1 protein-coding gene is annotated in these 26,955 nt (G+C 39.3%); it reads right to left on the bottom strand.

Annotation, left to right across the window (positions count from 1 at the left end; translation table 11 throughout):
* Positions 1 to 36 precede the first annotated feature (36 nt).
* Complete coding sequence (locus ACQ76T_RS03065; RefSeq protein WP_431341876.1) at positions 37 to 25,860, bottom strand: SDR family NAD(P)-dependent oxidoreductase; 25,824 nt, start codon at positions 25,858 to 25,860, stop codon at positions 37 to 39.
* Between the last annotated feature and the right edge of the window lie 1,095 nt (positions 25,861 to 26,955).

Below are 26,955 nucleotides of genomic sequence, written 5' to 3'. Positions count from 1 at the left end.
GTAAGAAGCTGCGATATGGGTGTTTCATACTATCATTTAAAATGTAGGTTCTTTTTTATAGGTGTGTAAAAGAGGATGCAGCTTTTGCTCTTCCCGAACTTGTATTACAGGTTGTACCTGAATAGTCTGATGTACAGAATTTTCTTCTTTTTTGGCAAACCAGTAGCTTTCCTTTGCAAAAGGATAAGATGGCAAACCAATGATGGATGGTTGAATGTCCTGATACAGCAGATTCCAATCGATAACGGCTCCTTTTATCCATAATTGAATCAGAGAATGGCTTTCTTTTTCCTGAAGAGCACTTTCCAGATAGGCTTTTCCAGCTTTTCCTTCCAGCATGATTCCAGCATCATCTTTACGGACATTTCCTGTAAGCAATCCTTCAAAATGATGGTTAAGATAGTTATTCAGCTGGGTGATCAGATCAGCTTTGTTTTCTGTTAAAAATGCTAAACGCTCTTCCATCGCTTCTCTTCCTGTTTGCAAAGTGTAGGCAAGGTCATAAAGGTTAATTTCTGTCTGTCTTTCAACAAAATCCTTCAGATCTGAAACCTTCTCCCGGAGTCTGTTTCCATTTTTAGCGGACAATACAATAATTGCCGGTCCGGAAACGTTGCGATTCTCAGGCTGAGAGTTTACATATTCCTGAATAATGATGTGAGCATTACTTCCTCCTGCACCGAAACTACTGATTCCAGCGATCCGTGCCTTATTATCTTGTGTTGACCATTCTTCCAGAGACTGCTGTACTCTGAACGGACTGTTTTCAAAATCTATGTTTGGATTAAGCACCTCAGAATGCAGAGAAGGAACCAATTGACGATGCTTCATTTGAAGCAAGACCTTTGTTAATCCTGATATTCCTGCTGCTGATTCACAATGCCCGATGTTCGATTTTACGGAACCTACGCTGCAAAATTGTTTAGTATCAGATTCGAATGCATTTTTTAATCCTGTCAATTCTATAGGATCTCCTAAACTTGTTCCTGTTCCATGTGCTTCGATATAGCTGAAATCTTCAGGCTGAATTCCTGCTTTTTTCATGGCTGCTTTAATGACTGCAGTCTGAGCTTTTGGATTCGGTACTGTATATCCATTGGTTTTGCCGCCATGGTTTACTGCGGTACCTTTAATCACGCCATAGATACGATCACCGTCAGCAACAGCACGGCTTAAAGGTTTTAATAGTACTGCTCCAACTCCTTCACCCGGCACATAGCCTTCTCCTCCTTCTCCAAAACTCTCGCATCTTCCTTTACTGGAAGCGAATCCGCCTTCACTTAAAATTAAAAATTTGTTTTGATGCAGACTTAAATTGACTCCTCCAGCAACTGCCATTTCTATTTCTCCTGACTGTAAATCTTTACAAGCCATATGAATTGCCGTTAAAGAAGAAGAACACATGGTGTCTACTGCCATACTAGGTCCGTGGAAATTGAAAAAGTAAGATACCCGGTTGGCAATACCGCTTGGATTACCCAATAAAGCGGTAGGATTTCCTTTTGCGGTTTCTTCTGCTCCAAATAACTGATATTCTTCGTACATGACTCCCACGTACACTCCAACCTGTCCTGACATACCGCTTATTTCATTTACTTTCCCCTGAAGTTTGGTTTTTGTATACCCTGCATCTTCCATGGTTTCCCATACTGTCTGTAGGAAAAGTCTTTCCTGAGGGTCCATGATTTCTGCTTCTCTTGGAGAGATATTGAAAAATAGAGGATCAAAAAGATCGATATCTTCCATAAATCCACCCCATTTGCTATAAGTTTTACCTTCTTTACCTTTTACAGGATCATAAAAATCACTGATCTTCCATCGGTCTTCCGGAATTTCTCTGATGCTGTCTTTTCCGGATTTAAGGTTCTCCCAAAACTCATCCAGATTCTTAGCATCAGGATATTTTCCACTCAATCCGATAATGGCTATATCTTCTGATAATATGGCTGATTTAGGAAGTTCTTTTTCAGGAGTTTCTGTTCGTTGATCTACTGCCTTATTCGATGCTGTAGATTGTATATTTTTTGCCTGGTCTGTGAAAGCCACTTTCTTATGTTCAACTGCAGATCCTGTTAGCTTCAGAAGTTCATTTCGGTGGGTTTTCAGGAAATAAGAAACCAATTCACCCAAGGTCTGACACTCAAAAAATACGGTTCTTGAAACCTTACCCAATTTCTCTTCCAGCAGGTTGGTCAATCTTACGACTATGGTAGAATCGATACCGAATTCTTCGAAAGGAATATCCTGCTGTAATTTGGCTACAGGGATCTTTAAAGTTCCGGCTATCAGTGTCCCGATATATTCTATAGATGCTTCATATAAATCGTCATCAGCCTGGAAAACCGGGGTTTCTTTTGCTATTTCTTTTTGAGGCAGTGAACTTCCCTTTTCTATTCCCAGTTTTTCAGGATCTCCATAGATAACAATTCCCTGATTGAAATTGCTGTTCAATAAAGTGTCAAAAGCATGAAGTCCATCAGCTGTCAGCATTGGCCATAAACCAAAATGATGCGCCATATATTTTTCCTGTTCTGCACTGATCTGCATTCCGCCCTCTTTCCATAATGGCCAATTGATGCTTACTGTTTTTCCTGTTCTTTTTCCACGAAGACGTTCCATTTCGCGATGGGAAGCAAAATGATCCAGCCACAAATTAGCTGATGCGTAATCTGACTGTCCGGTGTTCCCGAATATCCCAGCTAATGATGAAAAATAAACCGTGAAATCAAGATTTTCATTTTTGGTTGCCAGATCAATGTTTTTAGCTCCTTTCACTTTAGCAGAGAAAACATCTCTAACCTCGGCTGCTGTCTTATGGATCATCAGGCTATCTCTGGTTGCCCCAGCGCTATGAATGATACCATCAATGTGGCCATATTCATTTTTAATTTTTCCAATTAAAGCTGTTACGCTTCCAAGATCAGTAATATCACATCGTTCGTAAGCAGTGTTGGATAATTCTCTTAATCTGCCTTTTTGTGAAACATTAAGCTCACTTCTTCCGACCAATATTACTTTTGTCCCTGCAATCTGATTGAAATAATCTGCAAATAATAATCCCAATCCACCTGCACCTCCGGTGATCAGATAGACACCATTTTCTTTAATGGTTGTTTTTACCTCTTGATTGTCGGTTTTGTTTAAAGCTTTCAGTTTTTTAACTTCTCTTCTTCCAAGGTGATACCGAACTTCAGCATCTGTATTGTACTGTTCAATTTGTAAGATCCTTACTAATTCATCCAATCCGTTAATCGACAGATTTTCTACTTCAATTAGTTTTCCTGCAGACACTAAGCTTTCCTGTACAGCTGTTTTCAATAATCCTGAAAGAAAACTATAGTCGATTCCTTCTCCGGCAGGATATACCAATTGAATCATCTGCCCTACAGGTTTTCTTTGCTGTATTTCTTCAAGAATCTGAATAAAAGTTTCTTCCGGAGCATTTTCGTGAATGATCTTTACTTCACATTCCAGACTCTCTTCCAGCTTCTCTGCTAATACCGCAGAACCACCCGCCAGAAATACCAAAGGAGCAACTGATGAGTTTGTTCTTTTTGAATTAAATTCCTCTACACCTGCTTCCTGCCAGTCATTAGCATACAGGTGTAATCCAATACCATTCTCTGTGGTTACCGTATTCTGACGTTTATTCTCATGAGTCACCGAAGATGTACTGTTGTTGTTTTCTAATGTTAAAACCACCAACTCAGTGAAACTGATGAGAACTTCTCCCTGCTTATTCAGCATTTCAATCTCATAACTGCTGGATTGCTTACCTGAACTGTTTTTTCTAACATAACACCAGATTTCTTCGGATAAAGGCTTATAGATATTGATTTCCCTTACACTGAATGGCAACATCAATTGCTGACTTTGATCAGAAAGACTGATCGCCATACAGGTTTGTAATGCCCCATCCATCATTCCAGGAGATAAAGTAAATCCAGCTTCGGGAGTGAGTTCAATTCTTGATAATGCAGACTCCGCATTATACCAAACCTCCTGAACTCCCTGGAAGGTTGTTCCATAGTCCAATCCAATGGATCTGAACAGTTCATAATAGGCCGCTTTATCCATTTTTGAAATAAAGCTATTTCGTAACTTATTGATGTTTTTAATCTGAGGAACTGAGCTGGAAACCGATCCCATTATTCCTTGTCCGTGCAGTTGTTTCTCATCTGGACCTGAATAGATTTTATAAGTCCATTCATCATGTAAAGTTTCAATATTAATGTGAAGTTGTACGGATTCAGCATTAACTTTTACAGGCTGTAACCAGTTCACTTCTCTTAATTGAGCTATTGAAACCTCAGCACCCAGCTCACCTGCTACACGAGCCATTTCAAGATAAGCTACTCCAGGCAGAACCTGCTCTCCAAAGACCTTATGATCTCTTAAAAAAGATTCACTTCCATTGAGCAGACTGCTAAACAAACAATTCTTTAGACTGGAATTATTCTGATGCAATAAAGGATGTGTAATAGCAGAACTTGTAGCTATTTTCTGTTCAAATTTCAGCCAATATCTTTCTCTTGCGAAAGGATAATTAGGCAGAGTAACTTTATTACAATTAGTTTCCTGATATAGTACATTCCACTTTACGGGAAATCCTTTTACCCAATATTCTCCTACAACCGTCCAGGCTTTATTTGCTAAAGCATTTTGAATCGCAGATGCTTCAGAAGATCTGTTTACTTCTTTTTTATGCTGTCTAATATTTCCAGTAAAATAATGTCCTCCTTTTCCGGTTGTAAAATCAGTAAGACGGTTAACTAAATCTTCAATTGTTTTCGCTGGAACAGCCAATCTTTCTTCCATCGCTGATCTTCCGACCTGCAGGGTGTAGGCAATATCATACAAGCTGATCAATGGTTCATTTTTGATATGTTTAACAAGCTGTTCAGCCTGTACAATTAATTGTTCTCTGCTTTTAGCTGACAAGATGATCAATACTTCTCCACTATGCTTAACCTCTTTCTTTTCCAGAGGGATGTATTCTTCAATCACCATGTGCGCATTGGTTCCACTAAAGCCAAAGCTGCTGATGGCCGCTCTTCTTTTTGTATGAGCCGGTGTATTCCAATCGGTTAATGTATCCTGTATTTTAAATGGACTCCCTTTAAAATTGATTAATGCATTAGGCGTCTCATAATTAATGCTAGGTGGCAATTGTTTATGTTTCATTGCCAGAAGTACTTTTAAAACACTGGCCACTCCGGCAGCTTCCAATGCATGACCGATATTGGTTTTCACACTTCCCAAACTGCAGAAATTCTGTTGATTGGTATACGCTCTGAATGATGCATTTAAAGCTTCAAATTCTATAGGATCTCCCAATCCCGTACCCGTTCCATGAGCTTCAACATAAGTTATGGTTTCAGGATTGATATTAAATCGATCGTACACTTCTTTCTCCAGTTCTTCCTGAGATACTACACTAGGAGCAGTAATACCATTGGTTGTTCCATCCTGGTTAGTTAAACTTCCTTTGATCACTCCATAAATACGGTCATTATCCCGTTCTGCATCTGCAAGCCTTTTTAAAACAACAACACCAACACCTTCTCCCATCACAAAACCATTAGCCCTGCTGTCAAATGTGTAGCATCGTCCATCTGCAGACAACATACCCGCTCTTACCGCCATATCATGTGAATGGGCAGAATTGATAATATTAACACCACCCGCTAAAACAAGATCTGTGTCGCCTCTTTGAAGACTGTTAAATCCAAGATCCATTGCAACCAAAGAGCTTGAACAAGCTGTATTGACTGCTATTGCAGGTCCTTTTAAATTAAGGAAATAAGAAATTCTTGAGGCCAATATCGCACTTGAATTTCCCCAAAGTGCCGAAGGTAAAGTTCCTTCAGTTCCAGCGATATAATCACTGTGTCCTGCTCCTGCATATACGCCGCATTTCAAGGCTGAAAGGGAGTCTGGATCAATTCCTGCATCTTCAATAGCTTTCCAGCTATGTTCAAGGAATAACCGCTGCATAGGATCCATCATTTCTGCTTCAGACCCTGAAAGTTTAAAGAATAAAGGATCAAAATAGTCCGGATTTTCCAAACAGCTTGCCCATCTTGTCTGTCCTTCAACACTGTTATGATCTCTCGTCCATTTCTCATCCTTTATCTCTTTGACAAGGCACTGCCCTTCTGCCAATACTTTCCAGTATTCATTCAGATCATTGGCTGTTCCAAATTGTCCACTGATTCCTATAATCGCAATTTCAGCGGCGGAATCAGAATGCGTTGAGGTTTTATTTTCAACTGCCTGACTTTTCTTTTCGGTTAATATGTTTTTATCTGCAACAGCATAGTGATGAACCTCAACAGGAGCCTGCAATTCTTCGGAGAAATTCTTTAACACATAATCCGTCATTAAATTAATGTTCGGATAACTGTATAAATCAGTTGCTTTGATGGTGATATTCAGTTCGGAATTGATATTGTTTACCAGTTCAACACCCATAATGGAATCAAAACCATAGTCTTTAAACTGAGTGGTCGTATCAAAATCTTCTTCAGGCAATACAATAGTTGCTGCTGCGATCTGAATTAATTTTGCCATCAGCCAGCTGTTATCCTGAACTGTTTTAGTCTTTAGATCAGCAGATTCAGTTGTATCTTCTATTGTTATGTTTTCTGAAGAATATTCAAATAGTTCCTGATCTGACTCTTTTACAGAAACAACTACTGTCTTTTTTCCTTCCGGAATCCAATAACGGTTACGTGCAAACGGATACACTGGTAAACTTATTTTGGCAGGTTTTTGACCCGGATAACACGCAGACCATTCTTTTAATGCTCCGCTTAACCAGTTTTCTGCCATTGAAATTAAACTCGTATTATTTTCTTCCGGTTTGCAAACAGGAGTATTCAGATCTTTTTTTTCAGAAAGAAGGTTGATAAGATCTTTAGTATCAGCCGCTATAAATACCGCTTTTTCCTTCATCTTTTCACGCCCATTTTGCAAAGTATAAGCGACATCATGTACATCAAGCTGAGGATTCAACTCAAGATAGTTCTTAAGATTGATAATCTGTTGTTGAAGTTGATCCTTTGTTTTTGCCGATAATGGAATAATAGCACTGCCTTCTATTTTATGAGCCATTTTTGATGGCTGATATTCTTCAATAATGATGTGTGCATTAGCTCCTCCAAATCCGAAACTGCTGATCCCGGCAATTCTTGGCTTATTTCCTTCGCTAGTCCATTCTGTAGTTTCTTTCTGTAAACGGAATGGAGTATTTTCCATCTGTAAGTACGCATTTGGATTTTGCAAGTGCGGATTACCAGGTAAAACTTTATGCTTCATGGCCATCAGTACTTTTGCGAGTCCGGCCATTCCGGCTGCAGATTCAAGATGTCCAGCATTTGTTTTTACACTACCAATGCTGCAATATGCTTTTTGCGTTTGCTGAAGTCCTTTGTCTTCATACAATGTATTGAATGTAAGCTTAAGACCTTCAATTTCTATAGGATCACCCAGTGCTGTTCCTGTTCCATGTGCTTCTATATAGCTGATATCACGTGGATCGATATCTGAATTTCGGTATGCTTTTACCAATAGATCTCTTTGTGCATTGGGATTCGGAGAGGTTAACGTATTGGCTCTTCCACCATGGTTTTCAGCCGTTCCACGGATCACTCCGTAGATATGATCACCATCAGCTTCAGCCTTACTTAAAGATTTCAGGATCACAATTCCTACTCCTTCTCCACGAACATAGCCATTGGCACGCTGATCAAAAGTTTTACATCTTCCATCTTCACTCAACATCCCTGCACTGCTGAAGGAAAGTGTCAGTTCCGGAGATAGTATGGCGTTGACTCCACCTGCAATTGCCATATCGCAATGTCCGTTTCTGATGTGCTCCACACCGCGGTGAATGGCAATTAATGCACTTGAACACGCAGTATCCACCGGCTCACTTGGTCCATGAATATCCAACAGATAAGAAATTCTGTTCACCAATATAGAATGAGCGGCACCGGTAGAAAATTGTGCCAGACTCGTGAGATCGGTTCCGTTATTCAATAACATGGAATAATCCACCGCAGATACTCCGATAAAGGTTCCGGTATTGGTTCCTCTTAATGCGGAAGTGGCTATTCCTGCATCTTCCAAAGCGTGGTATACCGCTTCAAGGGTAATCCTTTGCTGCGGGTCCATTAAAGCAGCTTCTTTAGGCGAAATATTGAAAAATAAAGGATCAAATTTGTCGATATCGCTGATAAATCCACCCCATTTCGCTTTGGTTTTACGGCTTTCTTTTTGAGGATCTCCGTAATATTCCTGCCAGCTCCATCGGTCTTCAGGGATTTCTGTGATCAGATCTTCATTGTTTTTAATCCTTTCCCAGAAAGTATTGATGTCAGGTGATCCCGGAAAACGTCCGCTGATCCCTATAATAGCAATTCCTTCCTCAGCTGGCTTTTGAGCTGCCTTTACTGGTGAGCTGTTGTATTGTAAAGAATGTTTTCTGTTTTTACGTCCGGAAAACTGATCAGACTGAGTTGAATACTGAACTGGAGTACCAACCTTAGAAGCACTTTCACTTTCTATTGCAAGGTTTGGATATTCTTTGATCAGGAATTCTGAAAACACCCCGATAGCCGGATAGTTGTAAAATACCGTTGGCATTAATGTAAGATCGTAGAAATTATTCAAAGCACTGGTAAACTGGGTCATTAAAAGGGAATCAAAACCATATTCACCAAATTCTGTTTCCTGGTCAACCGTAGAAACATCCATTTTAAGTAGTTTGGCTACAATTCCACTCACTTCTCTAACGATCTTATCTTTCGCCGTTTTTGAACCACCTGCGTTTTCATTTGTACTTTTAGGTACTGAAACATTTTTTTGAGTGGTTCCTGCCACTGCATTACCTGTCGTTCTGGAAATTCCTTCTTCTTTGCCAAAATACACTGCATATTGTCCTGACTGAGCTTTCAGAATAAGATCAAACATCTCCAGACCTGTTTCTGTTGCCATTGGGATCATCCCAAACTGGCTTTCAAGATATTTTTCTCCCGCTGGACTTACCTGCATTCCACCAGATTTCCATAATGGCCAGTTCAGACTGATCGTTTTTCCTGATCTCTGTCCTTTGGCAGTGGCTTCGTTTCGGTATTCAACATAATGATCCAGGTAGGTGTTAGCTGATGCATAATCTGCCTGCCCTGCATTTCCTGTAACTGCTGAAACAGATGAAAAGAACATCATAAAATCAAGAGGTTCATCTTTTGTTACTTCATCTAATACCTGCGCTCCTGTAATTTTAGGATGGAGTACCTGTTGGAAATGTTCCTGGGTTTTATTCTGAATAAAACTATCTCTCAGGGTTCCGGCACTATGGATAATTCCGTTCAATCCCTGATAGGTTTGTTTGATGGTTGTAAGCAATCGCTCTGTATCCTGATAGTCTGTAATATCACATGGATAATATACCGTTCCCGGAATTTCAGACAGTAATTTTTCTATCTCCTGATCTGCAGTTCTTCTGCCTGTCAGGATAATTTTTACATTTTTAGTTTTGCTTAAATGCTTCGCAAAAATACGTCCGAGACCACCTGCACCACCTGTAATAAGGTATACTCCATTTTCACGAATCGCCATTTGATCTACGGCTAGAATATCTTTTACTACCGGTCTGAACTGTTTTGTTTTGAGAATACCCTGATCATAACGGATTTCAGCATTTTTACCTGATCCATTTTTCAATAATTCTGCCAGGAAGTCAGGATCTAAACTATGCACACCGATGGTCTGTCCGGTAACTCCAGGATTTTCCTGAACTGCCGTTTTTAACAAACCGGTAATAAATCCTGCCTGTGGATATTGATGATTTGGGTAAACCACTGTGATATGCACTGAAGCATTTTTCTTCAGATAACTTTTAAGCTGTTCAAGTATTGTAGTAAAATATTCGATTGGCTGATCGATTGCAATGGTCTGTACCGGGATTCCCAATCTTTCTTTTAATTTTTCTGCCAATGAATCTGTACCTCCTGCAAGCCAAATGAACTGTTTCTCAGTTTCAAGTACTTTGGAGGAGTCTTTTGCAACCATTTCTTCCCAAACCGGCTGATAGATAAATGTATCAGTATCTTTTTTAACAGACTTTGTGGGTTTAAAACCATCTAACGGAAGGGCTACAAAGTTTCTGAAACTCACTAAAACGACACCATAATCATTGATCAGATCAATATCATATGCTGCTAGTTTATCTTCTGATTTGGTTTGTTTATTTTTTCGTGCATAAGCCCACAATGATTGGCCTTCCAATGTCTGGTAGCAGCTCATCTCTCCCATAAAATAAGGAAGTGCTAATGCGTAAGTTTCGTCACTAAGCTGTTGGAAACCGTAGATGGTATGGAGCATACTATCAAGAATCCCAGGAGTATACATAAAGCCTTCAAGGCTGGTCAGATTAATTTTAGCTAAACAGCCATAGTCATCTGCATACATCTTTTGAACTCCCTGATAGGCAGTACCGAGATCAAGTCCAGCAGCCAAAAATTCATTGTACATTCCTTTCCCATCCAGTACCTTATTTGCTTTTGCTTTCAAAGCATTGATATCCATATTTTCCGGCTGGATCAGCTTATCGGTCAATATCTGACCGTTACCATGTATAACTTCCTCATCGTTGTAGACTTCATAACAAAGCTGATCACCATCCCTATAAATCGCGGTTGAAATCTTTGCATAGTCATCCACGATGGAAATCGGATTGACCCAACTGATATTCCTTAGTTGTGTTACCTTTTGGCCTGTACTCAATGTTCCGGCAATTCTTGCCAGTTCGAGATAAGCGACTCCCGGCAATATCTTTTCGTTTCTTACTTTATGATCGCTCAGGAAAACTTCCTCTCCTGTAAAAATACTGGTATACTTTTGTTCATTTAAATCCGATTCATTCATATGCAGTAATGGATGAATTCTGGTATTTGCCATTGTTTTTAGCAGGAATGAACTGACAGGAATCCAGTATCTGTTTTTGGTAAACGGATACACTGGTAAATTGATTTTCGAAGGGCGTCCGTTGATATATAACAGGTTCCAATCTACAGATGCTCCTTTTACCCACAAACCTGCCAATGAAATGAAATCTTTATTGTCAATGGCAATACTGATATAGGCATTTCCGGAACCCGTTTTATCCTGTTTTATATTTCCTGTAAATCCATGTTCTGAATTTCCTGAAATATAGTCTGTCAGCCTGCTCATCAATTCGATTGTATTGGCTACGACCAGCGCCAGTCTCTCTTCCATCTCGTCCCTTCCCGTTTGCAGGGTATAGGCAATATCAGAGAGATTCGCTTCAGGATTTTTTTGAACAAAATCTAAAAGATTACTCGCCTGTTGCTTTAGATTATCTTTAGTTTTTGCTGAAAGTATAATGATTGCCTCAGTCTCTTCCTGGTAAGGATTTATCTGAGCCGGTCGGTATTCTTCAATGACAATATGTGAATTGGCCCCTCCGAATCCGAAACTGCTGATTCCTGCAATTTTAGGGCGGTTATCGGATGTGAGCCACGGACCTGTCTCTGTTCGCAGCTGGAAGATGCTTCCATTTAATTTCAGATATTCATTAGGATTTTTTAAGTGTGGATTTCCTGGCAATGTATTGTGCTTCATACACAACAGTACTTTAATGGTACTTGCAATACCTGCCGCAGATTCCAGGTGTCCGATATTGGTTTTTACACTTCCGATACTGCAATGCGGTTCCGAAGGCTGTTGAAGCCCTTTATCTGTATATAAATCTTTAAAAGCAAGCTTCAATCCTTCTGCTTCTATTGGATCTCCAAGAGGTGTTCCGGTTCCGTGAGCTTCAATATAACTCACATCACGCGGGTCGATTCCGGCACTGCGGTAAGCATGCAGCAAAAGATCTCTTTGTGCAATCGGGTTAGGTGAAGTTAAGGTGTTCGCTCTTCCGCCGTGATTTTCTGCGGTACTTCTGATCACCGCATGAATAGGATCACCATCTGCAATGGCCTGTTTCAATGATTTAAGGACAATAATTCCTACTCCTTCTCCTCTTACATACCCATTGGCACTTTGATCAAAAGTTTTACATCTCCCGTCTTTGCTCAACATTCCTGATTGGCTGAAAGAAAGGGTCAGTTCAGGAGAAAGCAACGCATTCACCCCTCCTGCAATGGCCATATTGCACATCCCGCTTCTGATATTTTCAACCGCTCTGTGGATGGCAATTAATGAACTTGAACAGGCCGTATCTACCGGCTCACTTGGTCCGTTGATATCCAGTAAATAGGAAATCCTGTTCACCATCATGGAATGTACGGAGCCTGTAGTGGTATGCATTTGCCCTGCTAAATCAGTTTCATGGCGAAGGCGTATCAGATAGTCAGAGGCAGAAACCCCTATGAATATTCCGGTATTGGTTCCTTTAATGCTTTCTGTAGCAATTCCACCGTCTTCCAGCGCCTCGTATACTGACTCCATGAGAATACGTTGCTGTGGATCCATTAGCTCAGCCTCCATTGGAGAAATACTGAAAAATGCAGGATCAAACTTATCGATATCGGTAAGGAAACCTCCCCATTTGGATCGGGTTTTATTCTTTTCCGTTAGAGGATCTCCGTCATACTTTTTCCAATCCCATCGATCTGCAGGAACTTCTGTAATCAGGTCTTTATTTTCACTGATATTTTTCCAGAAAGTATCCAGATCCGGTGATCCCGGAAAGCGTCCACTCATCCCAATAATGGCAATAGGTTCATTGGCAGATTGTGGTCTTGGTTGATAAGGATTGAACTGCTTTACAGGTTGCTTTACAGGTGTTGCCACCATTGTTGAAAAAGCAGTCTTTTTTATAGTGATCTTTTCAACCGGCTTAGCTATTGGAGCAGCAGGAGCTTCTCCGTGTAATGCAGTGAGCGCCTCCGTATATTCTTCTGTCATAAATGCAGCCAGTTTATTGATGGTTGCATAATTATAAAAGACCGTTGGCATCAGATCCAGATCATAATAACCGTTGAGCTCATTGTTGAAACGGGTTAATAAAATGGAATCAAATCCATAATCTCCGAACTTTTTATCGTTTTCAATTTCGGCAGGTTCCATTCTTACTAATTCAGCAACAATACTGATGATCTTATCGGTTGCTTTTTTCTTTAGCAGACTCGCTTCAACAGGAGCTGCTATTTGCTCTTCAACCGATCCTTCAACAGTTTCGTCATTAGTATCTTCCTGTATAGTAGTTTCAAGACCATCCAGAGGAAGTGCCACAAAATCTTTGAAGCTCAACAATACATCTCCTTCATTATTCAGGAGATCCAGATCGTATGCAACGACCTGATCACCGTCTTTGTAATTTTCACTTTTTCTGGCATAGCCCCACAATACCGAAGCGTCTGTTATAGGCTGGTAAAAATGTACTTCCTTTACAAAATAGGGTAACTCCAATGAATAGGCTTCTCCTCCGGAAATAACCAATCCATAAATAGTATGCAAGAGACTATCCATAATACCTGGTGTGTACATGCAGCCTTCCAGTTCTTCAAGACGGATCTCTGATAAAGCGATACCTTCTCCTACGTTAATTTTGGCAACTCCTCTGAAGCTTTTCCCAAGGTTCAATCCGTTTTCTTTGAAATTGTGATAAACTTCTGCTCCCGGAATCACCTTTGTGCAGGCCGCTTTCATCATTTCCAGATCATATCTTCCCAGAGGTTCTGCTTCACCGGTCATGATCAAACCGTTTCCATAAAGAAGCTGGCTATTTTTCTGATTATAAATTTTGTAATTAAGACCTGTTTGTTCTGGTTCCAATGCAATAGCAATAGAAACTGTTCCACTTTCCAGTTTTAACGGGTTCAGCCAACTCACATTTTTCAATTTTACCACTTGTTTTTGGGAGCTCAAAGCCCCTGCTGCTCTAGCTATTTCCAGATAGGCTACTCCAGGAAGTATTTTCTCATCCCTTACGATATGATCGTCAAGGAAAGATTCAGTTCCATTATATACTGCCGCGTATTGCTGTTGTTTATCATTAGATTCATCCGTATGTAACAAAGGATGCAGATGATTTTCTGTTATTTGTGTATGCAGTACTCTTTTAGGAGAATCAGGGATCCAGTATCGTTGTCTCGCAAATGGATAAACAGGGAGACTGATGCGTTTTGGTAATATATCTGTGTACAATAGTTTCCAATCAACATCAATTCCTTTTACCCACAGCTGGGCAAGGCTTTTGATTTCATTATTTTTGAAGGCTGTTTCCACATAGGCTTTACCCGCAGTTCCTTCGAGAAGGAAACCGATCTGCTCCTGATTGGTATTTCCCTGATAGAATCCGAAGTTATTGCCATTGGTATAATTTTCTAACTGAGTCAGTAAGTCTTCCTGACTTTCTGCAATCCATGCAAGACGTTCTTCCATTGCTTCACGCCCTGATTGTAAAGTATAAGCCAGTTCGTGTAAATCAGTATCTGGATGGGCTTGCAAGAACATTTTCAACTGCAATACTTTAGCTTTTAACCGGTCTGCATTTTTTGCAGACAGTAAAATAACAGCAGGCTGTCCTTCCACAGTTTCTTTTCTGTTAGCAGGAATATATTCTTCTATAATTAAATGGGCATTGGCTCCTCCAAAACCAAAACTGCTGATTCCAGCGATTCTTGGCTTGTTATTAGAAACATTCCAATCGGTTGTATTTTGCTGTAACCTGAACGGACTTCCATCCAGATTTAAGTATGGGTTGGTCTGAATCAAATGAGGATTTCCAGGCAGTGTTTTATGTTTCATCGCCAGGATGACCTTCATTACCCCTGCAATTCCTGCAGCGGCTTCCAGGTGGCCAATATTTGTTTTGACACTTCCAATACTGCAATAGGCAGCTTCTGTTGGAGTTTGATTTCTTTGTTTATATAAAGTATTAAAAGCAAGTTTCAATCCTTCTATCTCAATGGGATCTCCCAGCGAAGTTCCTGTTCCGTGAGCTTCTATGTAGCTTACATCTGCCGGATGAACTCCTGCTCTGGTATACGCTTTAACCAACAGTTCTTTTTGAGCATTCGGGTTTGGAGAAGTCAGTGTATTGGCTTTTCCACCATGGTTTTCTGCGCTTCCACGGATAATTCCATAAATATGATCACCATCTGCTTCGGCCTGTTCCAATGATTTTAAGATCACCACTCCTACTCCTTCACCACGTACATAACCATTGGCGCTTTCGTCAAATGTTTTACAACGCCCGTCTACACTTAGCATTCCGGATTCACTGAATGAAAGAGTCAGTTCCGGGGAAAGGAGTGCATTCACCCCTCCGGCAATTGCCATTTTGCTATCTCCGTTTCTGATGTGTGCTACTGCACGGTGAATGGCAATCAGTGAACTAGAACACGCCGTATCAACCGGCTCACTGGCTCCTCTAATATCCAATAAGTAAGATATTCTGTTGACCAGGATAGAATGTACCGATCCGGTTGCATAGTGCCCCTGTCCTGTTAAATCAGACTGATTATTCACTAACATAGAATAGTCGGAAGTGGAAACTCCAATAAAAATACTGGTGTCACTTCCTTTGATCTTATCCGGTGCAATTGCTGCATCTTCCAGAGCCTGATATACAGCCTCCAGAGTGATCCTTTGTTGTGGATCCATCAATTCAGCTTCACGCGGAGAGATATTAAAGAATAACGGATCAAATTTATCAATGTCGGAGATCAGTCCACCCCATTTTGCTTTGGTCTTATTTTTTTCTTTTAACGGATCTCCGTAATACGCTTTCCAATCCCATCGGTCTGGGGTAATTTCAGTGATCAGATCTTTATTCTGACTGATATTTTTCCAGAAAGCATCTAAATCATCTGACCCAGGGAAACGTCCGCTAATCCCGATAATAGCAACTGCTTTTTGTGTTGTATCGGTATTGTTACTGATGACATTCACAGGTGTTTTTGGTAATGAAGTACGTCCCTCATTATTGAAAGCAACTCGTTTGTGTGTGATAGCAGCAGGTTGAACCTCTTCTGATTTTACAACTACAGATGAGCTGTGTTGTTGAGCTACTGACGCATAGTGTTCTTCCATTAAAAAATCTTTCAGATCATTGATCGTCGGATAATTGTAAAAAACAGTGGGTAATAATTTAAGCTCATAAAATGCATTTAACTGGCGGGCAAATCTGGTTAATGAAACAGACTCAAAACCGTAATCACCAAATGCTTTGTCTCTTTTAATTGCCGAAGGATTTAATTTCAACAATGCTGCTACTGTTTCGATAATTTTGCCCGAAACTTTTTCTGCTATTTCAGATTGATCAATAGCTACTTGAGCTATTGGAGCATGGTCTACCTTAATTTTAGAAACCTGTACATCTTCATGAATACTTTCGTAGGTAACCAGAATTTCTCCTTTTCCATTTTTAAGTAAAGTATCAAAAGCTTTAAGACCTTCTGTGGATGGAAGTGAAAGTGATCCCAGGTGTGTTTCCAAATGCTTTATGTCTTCTTCATTCACCTGCATTCCGCCTTCTTTCCATAAGGTCCAGCAGATGCTTAAGGTTTTACCGTTTGCTTTTTTACCATTCCTTTCTGTATTTCGGTAAGTCGCATATGTATTCATATAAGCATTGGCAGCAGCATAATCCGCCTGTCCGGCATTTCCTTTAATGCTCGTTATAGAGGAGAAGAATACCATAAAATCTAGTGGCTGATCTTTGGTGGCTTCATCAATATTTTTCGTTCCTTCTACTTTAGCAGCAAAAACCTCATCCACCTGTAAAGATGTTTTGTTGACGATATAACTATCTTTAAGGACACCTGCACTGTGAATAACCCCATTTAACGGACCATATTCCTGGTTAATAAGATGTATCAATTTCTGGGTTTCTTCAAAATTGCTTAGATCACAATGATGATAAACAGCTCCAGGTATTTTAGACAATGAAGTCTTAATGGTTTCAGACCATACACTTCTTCCTGTCAGTACCAGTGTAATATTATTTTTACTACAAATATGCTCTGCGATCTTCAAACCTAAGCCTCCTGCACCACCCGTTAAAAGGTAAACCCCTCCTTTTTTAAAGGTTATACCTTCTGTATTTTGGGAGTCAAAAGTTACAGACACTGATTTTTTCACTGCTCTTACCCCTCCAGAATAGGACACCTCAACATCTTTATTATTTTGCTCCGCTTCAATCATTGAAGTAAGTTCTTCAAGATTCTTAACGGATAAATGATCCACAGAAAGTACTTTACCTGTAATTCCAGGATACTCAAGATGTGCTGTTTTAAGCAATCCGGATACAAAACCATATTCCGGATAATCACTGTTCTGACAGACGATTGTAATTTGAGTACGCCCTTTCTCCTTTATTTTTTCTTTTATTTTAGATAATACAGAATTGAAGAAAGCCACTGGCTTTTCCTGGTTGATGGCTATAACTTCCTGTCCCAGTTCTTCCTGCAGTTTATCGCACAAATCAATGGCACCGCCGGCAATAAGAATCATCTGATTGGTGGTTTCAAGTTGTTCTGAGCTTAAAGCTTCTTCTTTCCATTCCTGTTGATAGTAGGACACTTTTCCTTTTTCATTTAAGGAAATTTTTCTTCCCGAATGATCAGAATCTTTGCTACCCAAAGGCAGGAAAATAAAGTCTTTAAAGGATAATAATACTTCTCCATTTTCATTTAATAAATAAAAATCAGCAGTTACAACCTTGTCGTTATCTCCTTCTTTTTTTCTCACCGCATACCCCCAAAGCTCCTGAGCTTCTTCAAGTCCTTTATAAAAATTAATTTCTCCTGCATAAAAAGGCAATACCAATGCGTAAGAATCCATTAAACCATAAATGGCATGAAGAAGGCTATCCATAATACAAGGTGGATATACACAACCTTCATTATTCACCAACTTTATTTTTGACAAAGCATATTCTTCTGCCACATATAAAGTCTCTACCTGCTGAAAACTACTCTTCAGGTTTAATCCTTCTAAATCAAAAGCGTTATATAATTGTGATCCTGTGATTTCATTGACACAGTCTTTTTTAAGCTGCTGAATATTCATTTTTGCAGGAGCAGCCATTAAAATATTGGAAAGTCTTCCGCTATTATGTGTAATCAGGGTGTCTTCATGACCACTGTATATTTCATAAACCACATCTTCCTGATCGCGGTGTAATCCTATGTGAAGTGTTTCTGATTGATGAACCCAGAAAGGATTGATCCAGCTCACTTCTTTAAGTTGGGTAACCTGCTGATGGGTACTGAATTTGCCCGCAGCCCTTGCCAGCTCCAGATAAGCAACTCCAGGCAAGATCTTTTTATGGCGTACCTGATGATCCGCTAAGAATGATTCTTCGCCACTAAAAGTGCTGCTGAATTGTTGTTGATCCAGGTCCGAAGTATTCTGGTGAACCAACGGATGTAGTGTTCTTTCGATCGTTTTCCCTGTTGGGTTCAATTTTCCTTCAGCAGTAGGAAGCCAATAACGTTCCCTTGCAAAAGGATAGGTAGGCAGACTGATCTTACGAGGTTGTTTTCCAGCGTAAAGCAAATTCCAGTCGAATAAGAATCCTTTTATCCATAGATCAGCAATTCCAGCCCAATCTCCGGCATTGATCCTATTCTGAACTTCGGTAGATTTTTCTTCTCCTTTAGTTCCTATTTTACAGATTCCTGTTGTATATGTTTTTTGAGAATCTGTATCTTTTAAAAAGTCATCCAGTACACTTATTAATGATGGAATATCCTTCACAACAAAAGCTACCCGGTTTTCCATGGCTTCTCTTCCTGTTTGTAAAGTATAAGCGATATCCGCCAATGATAAATTGTTATCTTTTTCTAAACTATATTTTAAGTTAAACACCTGTTCCTGAAGGCGTTCTTCATTTTTAGCTGATAAGACAATAATCGCAGGATCCTGTTCTAATTCATTTTTAGGAGTCTGTTCCGGTGCTCTGAATTCTTCGATAATAAGATGAGCATTGCTTCCCCCGGCACCAAAAGAACTTAGCATCGCTCTTAATGGCAATTCTTCAGATTGTCCGTTCTGATTAATGATCACAGGTCTTTTCCATAGTGCTAAATTCTGAGGAACATAGAAAGGTGTATCTTCAAAACTGATATTCGGATTCAGTGTCGCAGAATGAATAGATGGTACTAAAAGCTGATTTTTAAACTGTAACAGAATTTTTGTCAGTCCCGCAATACCGGCTGCAGCTTCCAGGTGTCCGATGTTGGATTTTACAGAACCGATGGCACAGAATTGCTTGTCCTCCGTATATTCATCAAAAGCTTTACAAAGGCCTGTCATTTCAATAGGATCTCCTAAAGAAGTTCCTGTTCCATGGGCTTCTACATAAGATATGGTACGCGGATCGATTCCTGTTTTCTGTAGAGCGGTTTGGATCAACTCTCCCTGTAAATTAGGACTTGGTACGGTATATCCATTGGTTCTTCCATTATGATTCACGGTGGATCCTTTAATGACGCCATAAATCTGGTCACCATCAGCAATTGCTTTTTCCAGAGGTTTAAGCAAAACGGCACCTATTCCTTCGCCAGGTACATAGCCATCTCCGATCCCGAAGCTTCTGCAACGACCATCACTGGCTAAGAAATTATTCTGACTCAGGAATAAATATTTGCTCAATGACAGCGATAAGTTCACTCCTCCAGCGATACAGCTGTCTGATTCTCCGCTTCTGATGCTTTCACAAGCATAATGTAAAGCCGTTAATGATGCAGAACAAGCAGTATCTATAGCCATACTTGGCCCTGTCCAGTTAAAGAAGTAAGATACTCTGTTAGGAATACTGTATAAAAGTCCGCTTGGTGCGACAGGATTTCCCTTGGCTGTTTCTTCAATTCCAAGATTAACGTATGGCTGCCATAATGCGCCTACGAAAACGCCTACTTTTTTAGACTGCTCTGTCAATTTTTCGCGGGTAATTCCGGCATCTTCCAATGTTGACCAAACTACTTCCAGGAATAATCTTTCCTGAGGATCGATTTTCTCAGCTTCTCTTGGAGAGATATTAAAAAATAGCGGATCAAATTTATCTACGTCATTGATAAAGCCACCCCAACGCGCATATAACAAGCCATTCTCTCTGTCTTCGTCAAAATGATCTTTATAATCAAAGCGGTCCTGCGGAATTTCTTCAATGCAGTCGTCTCCTTTTTTCATCAAATCCCAGAAATCAGAAAGTGTATTCGATTTTGGATATTTTCCACTCACTCCAACAATAGCAATGTCTTTGTCAGTGCTTTTTTCTGTTGAATGACCAACAGGAGCAATCTCTTCTACCCTTTCCGGTGTTGAATCAATTTCTTCCGGTTCTCCTAAAAGATCCTTTAATACACTCGCATGTTTTTTCTGGAAATATCCTGCCAACTCATTGATATTGCGGTATTCAAAAAACAGAGTCTTGGATAAATTTCCGAAAGTTTTTGCCAATAATCTATTCAGATCGATGATCATTCTGGAGTTAATTCCCAGTTCTTCAAAGGAAGTTTCAGCATCCATTTCTTCTTCTTCCAAACCAACCCCTTCGTGTAACAATGTTTTCAATAAATTCTCAATACGTTCTATTGCAAGTTCACCACTTTCAGCAACTTTCACTTTTGGAGCTGCTGATTGAGCTGAAGTTATTATATTGGATGCATTGGTTGTCTCTTTGATTGAAAACCCATTAAGTTTAGCAATAATATTCCCTTCAGTATCTATTACTTGTGCATCAAATTTTCTGATTCCACTTTTGGTTTTGTTCGCCTCATGTGCTACCGTATGTACATAACACTCAGCAGGAATCTGACCTGTAAATACAATCTCATCGATGGCCACCGGAATGTATTTGGAGTTTTCCAAACCATTAGGTTTATTATTAATAATAGCGGTTTGGAATACACCCGTTAGCATACTCGGATGCAAAATATAATCTGGTAACGTTTCTGCAACGTGTAAAGGCAGGATCAGATGTCCTAGTGCTTCTTCTTTGTTGGTCCACAATTCCTTCATCGGCATAAAAGAAGGTCCTACATGTAATCCTTCCGCGATGATTTGTTCATAAACCGTTTCCCTGCTTATGGGTATGTTAAATTTTTCTTTGGCAGCCTGAATATCGAAAGTTCCCAGTTCACCAGGTTCAATAACGGCTTCCATGTTCACATCACCCATTGCATGTACCGTTTTTCGACCACCTGTATCCTCACTGAATATTTCGTAAGCATACAGAGAACCTTTCGGTACCATCTGGATAAAAGCATTGATGGCCGGCCCGGCAGAAGATAATACCTCCGGCCAGTAATTATTGGATAAACTGGATATTCTTTTCCCAAGCAATGTCGCAGCCTGTCTTCCCATTTCAATATAGCAGGCTCCCGGAACATTGTATTTTCCGTCTACGACATGATCCTGCATGAAGAATTCTTCGTTGCTGTAGCGTTTTCTAAATAATAAACTGCTTAGGTCTGACCTTTCCGCATCTACCAGTGAAGCCGTTGCTATATAACTTTTTGCAGTGTCGTTTGCTGGAAATTCCATCACCTTTTCAGGATCAAAAGAAGGAACCTCAGTGGCAATATTGGCAGCAAGATTTTTGATGGTATTGTATTCAATCAATAAAACCGGATTGATTGTTGCTCCCACATATTCAGTCAATTTTGCAGAAAGCTTTACTAATCCTGCAGAATCAAGTCCTAGTTTATTGAAGCTGTCTGTATTTGTTATGACTGAATTTTTAGGCAAAATATCAGCAACCATATTTCTCAATACGGATGAGAAATCTCCTTTTTCAGCATCTTTGTTTTCACTTTGAACATTATTCAATACATGTTCTACGCTAAGGTGGGATTCTATTTTAGCAGCAATTCCTTCAATCAATACTGCCTGACCAGATTTTGAGGTATTGTCTGTGCTTAATAATTTCAGGAAGCCTTTTAATGCATCTTCATTGAGCATTGGTTTCATCCCGAAAACCTGCCATAAATGTTCTCGTTCTTCATCGGAGACGGTAATTCCTCCACTTTCCCACAAAGGCCAGTTGATGGCCAGGCTGATTCCCTGATTTCCTTTTGCAATTTCTCTTCTGTTTCTGATTTCCATCATATGATCCAGGAAGTTGTTGGCGGAAGCATAGTCACATTGTCCCTGATTAGGCATTAATGAAGCAATTGAAGAAAATACGATAAAGAAATCTAATTTTTCTTTCTGAAGGCATTCATCCAGATGGATGGTTCCATATACTTTTGGAGTGATCACCCTTTCAAATGAATCTGCTTTTTTATTGATGATGAAAGAATCTTCAATCAGCCCCGCTGCATGAATAACCCCATTGATGGCTTTATATTTCTTTTTGACTCTGGAAATAGCTGCCGAAAGTGCTCTTTTATCAGCCACATCCGCTCTGTAGTAGATTGCATTTCCTCCAAGTTGTTGCAGTTTCTGAAGTTTTTCATCAATGACATCATTCTTCGCGCTTCGACCGATTAATATGATATTTGCTTTATAGTTTTCTGCCAGATAAGCCGCGAATACCATTCCTAAACCTCCGGTTCCTCCGGTAATGATGTAGCATCCTTTTTCCTTTAACAACAGCTCTGATGAGGTGCTGTTAAATTGTTGTACCGGAACAATGGTTCTCTCCTGCCTTCTTCCGTTACGGTAAATTACTTCCAGAAGAGGAGCCATCACATAATGAGTCATCTCCTGAATTATAATTTCCTGATAAGAAGATTTATCCTCTTCGCTGATCCCCAGTGTCAGAATGGAAATTCTTGGGTTTTCATACGCTAATGTTCTGGCAAACCCTCCAGCCATTTGTTGTATCGCTGCAGATTTTGTATCGTTATGATTGTAAGCAAACAGCAGCTTAATACGTCCTGAATATTCAGCGGTAATTAAAGCTTGTGACAGATATAATAATGCATAGATATCCTGCATATTTTCGGCTACCTGCTCACCACGGCTCATCCCCCATTTGTAGACCCAGGTATCTGTAACAATTCCGTCTTCTGCCAAATCTTTAGTTAGTTTTTTGAAAGAAGCGGCATCTGTACCATCCAGTTGGTAAGTATATTGATCTTTTTTCTCGTAAGAGCTTCCCGGCAAAACTAAAACCGGTGTTGTATAAGAATGTTTCTCTTTTATACTTTGATACAAGGATTCGTCGGTATCAAAAATAATAACGGAAGCAGGTCTTTCTGCATGAATTCCCAATGGCCTCTCCAGCCAGTCTGCTGTATAATGCAGACTTTCTACTACAGGTACAGCCGTTTCTTCGATGGTTGCTGTTCCGGATTTGTAGGATCTTTTTACAAATTCATTAAATTCCAGAATGATATTTCCCTGCTCATCACACAAGAACATATCAAAAGAAAATCGGTTTCCGCTGTGATAGGTATCTGATTTTCTAACATAGGCGTAATGAGCGTCTGACAGATTACCATAACAACGAACTGCTTTTAAATAAAATGGCAGCAACTGATGCTGTTTATCAACATTTCCCCAAATACATAACCCTACCACGGTTTGAAAAACTCCATCGAATAAAGAGGGTTCCCAGACTTTTGACGAGACCGGATTTTCTTTTGTAGTGGGTTTTAATAGGCATATTGCTTCATCATCTGTAAAGAAACCATTGATTATCGTTTGAAAGGTTTCTCTGTAGGACAAGCCTTCTTTAGCGAACTCCTCATAGATTTCTTCTGATGTTTTTTGAATAGAGCAACGTTGTTTTATCTTTTGTAAATCAATAGATCCTGCGACATCAGTGTTACTTTTCAGGGAAATATTTCCATTGGAATGAACTCCTTCTTTTGTCGTGATTTCAAATGAAAACCCTGTATTTACTGGTGTAAGTTTAATCTGTAAAGAAACATTTTCTTCGTATACTTTTACTGAATGCATCCAGCAAACATCATTCAATTCATGAACCGTACGGCCACTTGCTTGTTCTGCAACAGATCTAGCGATTTCGAGGTAGGCAACCCCCGGCATCATGCATTCTCCCTGTACTACATGATCATGAATGAAATAATCTGTTGGTTTTAAAAGTGTTTCATATTCCCATTGCTGCTGGTCTTTATTTGAAAACTGCATCAATGGTGATCCTACTTCCTGAACAATTGGTGAATTTGAAGTGGACACTGAAACAGAAGCAGCATCCATCCAGCATCTTCTTCTTTCAAAAGGATAGCCCGGTAAAGAAATTCTCACACCATCAGCCAATTGATTTTCAACATCCGTCTCGGTTTTGTTAATTTTTCCTGTGGAAATATACTCCTCTAGTTGTTTAATAAGATTTTCCACGTCAGAAACAACAAAAACAGCTTTAGCAGCCATTGTATCTCTACCATTTTGTAGGGTAAATGCAATGTCCTGAATGCGTAATGTTGTATTATTTTTTCTTATAAAGTCTGTAATTCTTTCAGCATATGCTTTTAATTGTTTTTCGGTTCTTGCTGATAATGGGATGGTATAATTCTTTACTTCTTTCTCTATATTTCTGGTTTGCTCTCCTTCATATGCCTGCAAAATCACGTGTGCATTTACTCCGCCCATTCCAAAAGAACTTACCCCGGCTGTCAATGCTCCACTTTGAATTCCGCTTTCTGAAGGCTTCCATTCTTTAGTTTCAGTAGGAATTATAAAAGGACTTCCTTTTAAATCGATGTAAGGGTTTAATTTTTGATGATGTAAAATTCCTGGCGTTTTCCCATGCTGCATACACAGTAAAACTTTAATAAGTCCGGCAATACCGGCAGCACTTTCAAGGTGGCCGATATTGGTTTTTAATGCGCCCAGAGTACAATTGATATTTTCTTCTGTTCCGTATTCGCTGAATACTTTTTTCAAAGCACTGATCTCGATGGGATCTCCCAAAGGAGTTGCAGTACCGTGGGCTTCAATATAGCTTATGTTTCCGGCTTCTAAAGCTGCATCTTCCAACGCTGCATTTACAACTTCAGCCTGTGCACGTACACTGGGAGACGTCAATGAGTTGGAACGGCCGTTATGATTAACTGCAGTTCCTTTAATCACTCCGATAATATGATCATTATCTGCTATGGCTGCTGTCAAAGGTTTTATAAAAATACAACCTACGCCTTCCCCCCGTACATATCCATCTGAACTTTCATCGAATGTTTTACATTTTCCCTCGGAAGAAAGCATTCCGGATTTTCCATGAGACAGATACATTGTAGGAGTAATCAATGCATTTACTCCTCCTACCAGTGCAGATTCACAATTTCCTGAACGGATGTCACGAATGGCATTATGCAGTGCCACAAGAGAACTTGAACACGCTGTATCTACTACCTCACTTTTTCCTCTGATATCTAGGAAGAAAGAAACCCTGTTCGCCAAAATAGAATGCACTGTACCTGTAGAAACAAACGAGCTGATCTCCTGATGAGTAGACTGAAGCATTTCTGCATAATCATTTTTGGAAACCCCCACATATACTCCTACTTTTCTGCCTGATAAACTTTCTGTGCTGTATCCTGCATCTTCTACCGCATGCCACGCCGCTTCTAAAAATACCCTGTGCTGGGGATCAATATATTTAGCTTCCTTAGGCGATATATTAAAAAACAGCGGATCAAATTTATCCATATCATTGATAAATCCGCCCCATTTACTATTGGTTTTAGGGATATCTGAAGCGGGATCTCCGTAGTAATCACGCCAATCCCAGCGAGACTCTGGAATTTCTGTTACGCTAAAGGTTCCATTCATGAGGTTTTCCCAAAAATCATGGTAATTATCCGCACCGGGAAACCTACATGACATTCCAATAACAGCTATATCATTATTCTTAAGCTGATCATCCAGCTGAAGATGAGTTTTTGAATTATTCTCTTCCATGTTTTTATATTTTAAAAATAGAAATGAGCTATCCCGCCCAACTGATTATACAATCATTGGGTATGATGAAGAATAGTCTCACCCTAGGTGAATTCTACTGTTTGTTTAGGAGTAAATGATCAATGCCTTTTAATACTCAATAGTTGGGAAGAGCCGATTTGGCAAGTAAAGGAAAATTTGTTTAGGTTGGGATTTAAAATCTCATCCATCCTGAACAGGTGTTTAAGATTTTTGCGGGTAGGCACATTTTTCATAGAAGTTTAATTTTGTTCATTTAGTTTTAATATACGAATTCCCCATGGTTAGGGAGTTTTAATGGTTTTTCGTTATCTATGTCTCAATTTGGTGATATGCTAATGTAAGTCTTTTATTAATATAAACATCATTAAAATAATATTAATTTATTAGGATGTTTAATTAAATTACCCATAACAAATAAAGAAATATCACTTATTTTATTCATTATAAAGCTTTTACATTGATGCTATTCTAAACATAACAATAGTCACATAAACGTGAATTTCCTACCCCTTGTAAAGTACTAGTGTTTAATAAAATAAAACTGAAAAAAACTACTTTAAAAATTTCAATGAAGAAGCATAAATCTAAAAAAAATGGTTCGTTTTGATTTTTAATCTTTATTAATATAGCCTCCTTTCTTTTCTTAAAAATGCTGAAAGGTCAATTCACAAAACGAGGAGCTATTTGGGGAAAATGAAATTTTATATGAAAATTTATGGGATGGTGAAGGGGGAAAAAATAATGATTAATTACTTTAATAAAAGAGAATTTCTGAGGCAAGTGTAAAAATCAAAAGCTTAATTTTAAATGATCTCTATAAATTATTTACTCCAATAAAAGAATTTGAATGAGGAATTTATATAGTAGAACAGAATTAATCAATTTCCAATTGATACACTGTAGATATTAAGGAAAATCTAAGCAGAAAAAGATTGAACTTATATGCAGAAGTTATGATAGAAGAAGTAAGTATTTAACTAAAAAGAACAATAAATACAGTAACGAACATCAGAAATATACTTATTCCCACGGTCAAATAAGAGGAATCTGCCCTTTCAATAGATTTTGTTGCCT

This window comes from Chryseobacterium sp. JK1 (assembly GCF_050632815.1).
In the GTDB taxonomy this organism is placed as follows: domain Bacteria; phylum Bacteroidota; class Bacteroidia; order Flavobacteriales; family Weeksellaceae; genus Chryseobacterium.
The sequence above is the reverse complement of the archived record's forward strand: the minus strand, read 5'-3'. Positions and strand labels throughout refer to the sequence as shown.

Excerpts from the sequence above, each read along its gene's own strand:
- ACQ76T_RS03065 (WP_431341876.1), bottom strand. The coding sequence starts at position 25,860 with ATGGAAGAGAATAATTCAAAAACTCATCTTCAGCTGGATGATCAGCTT.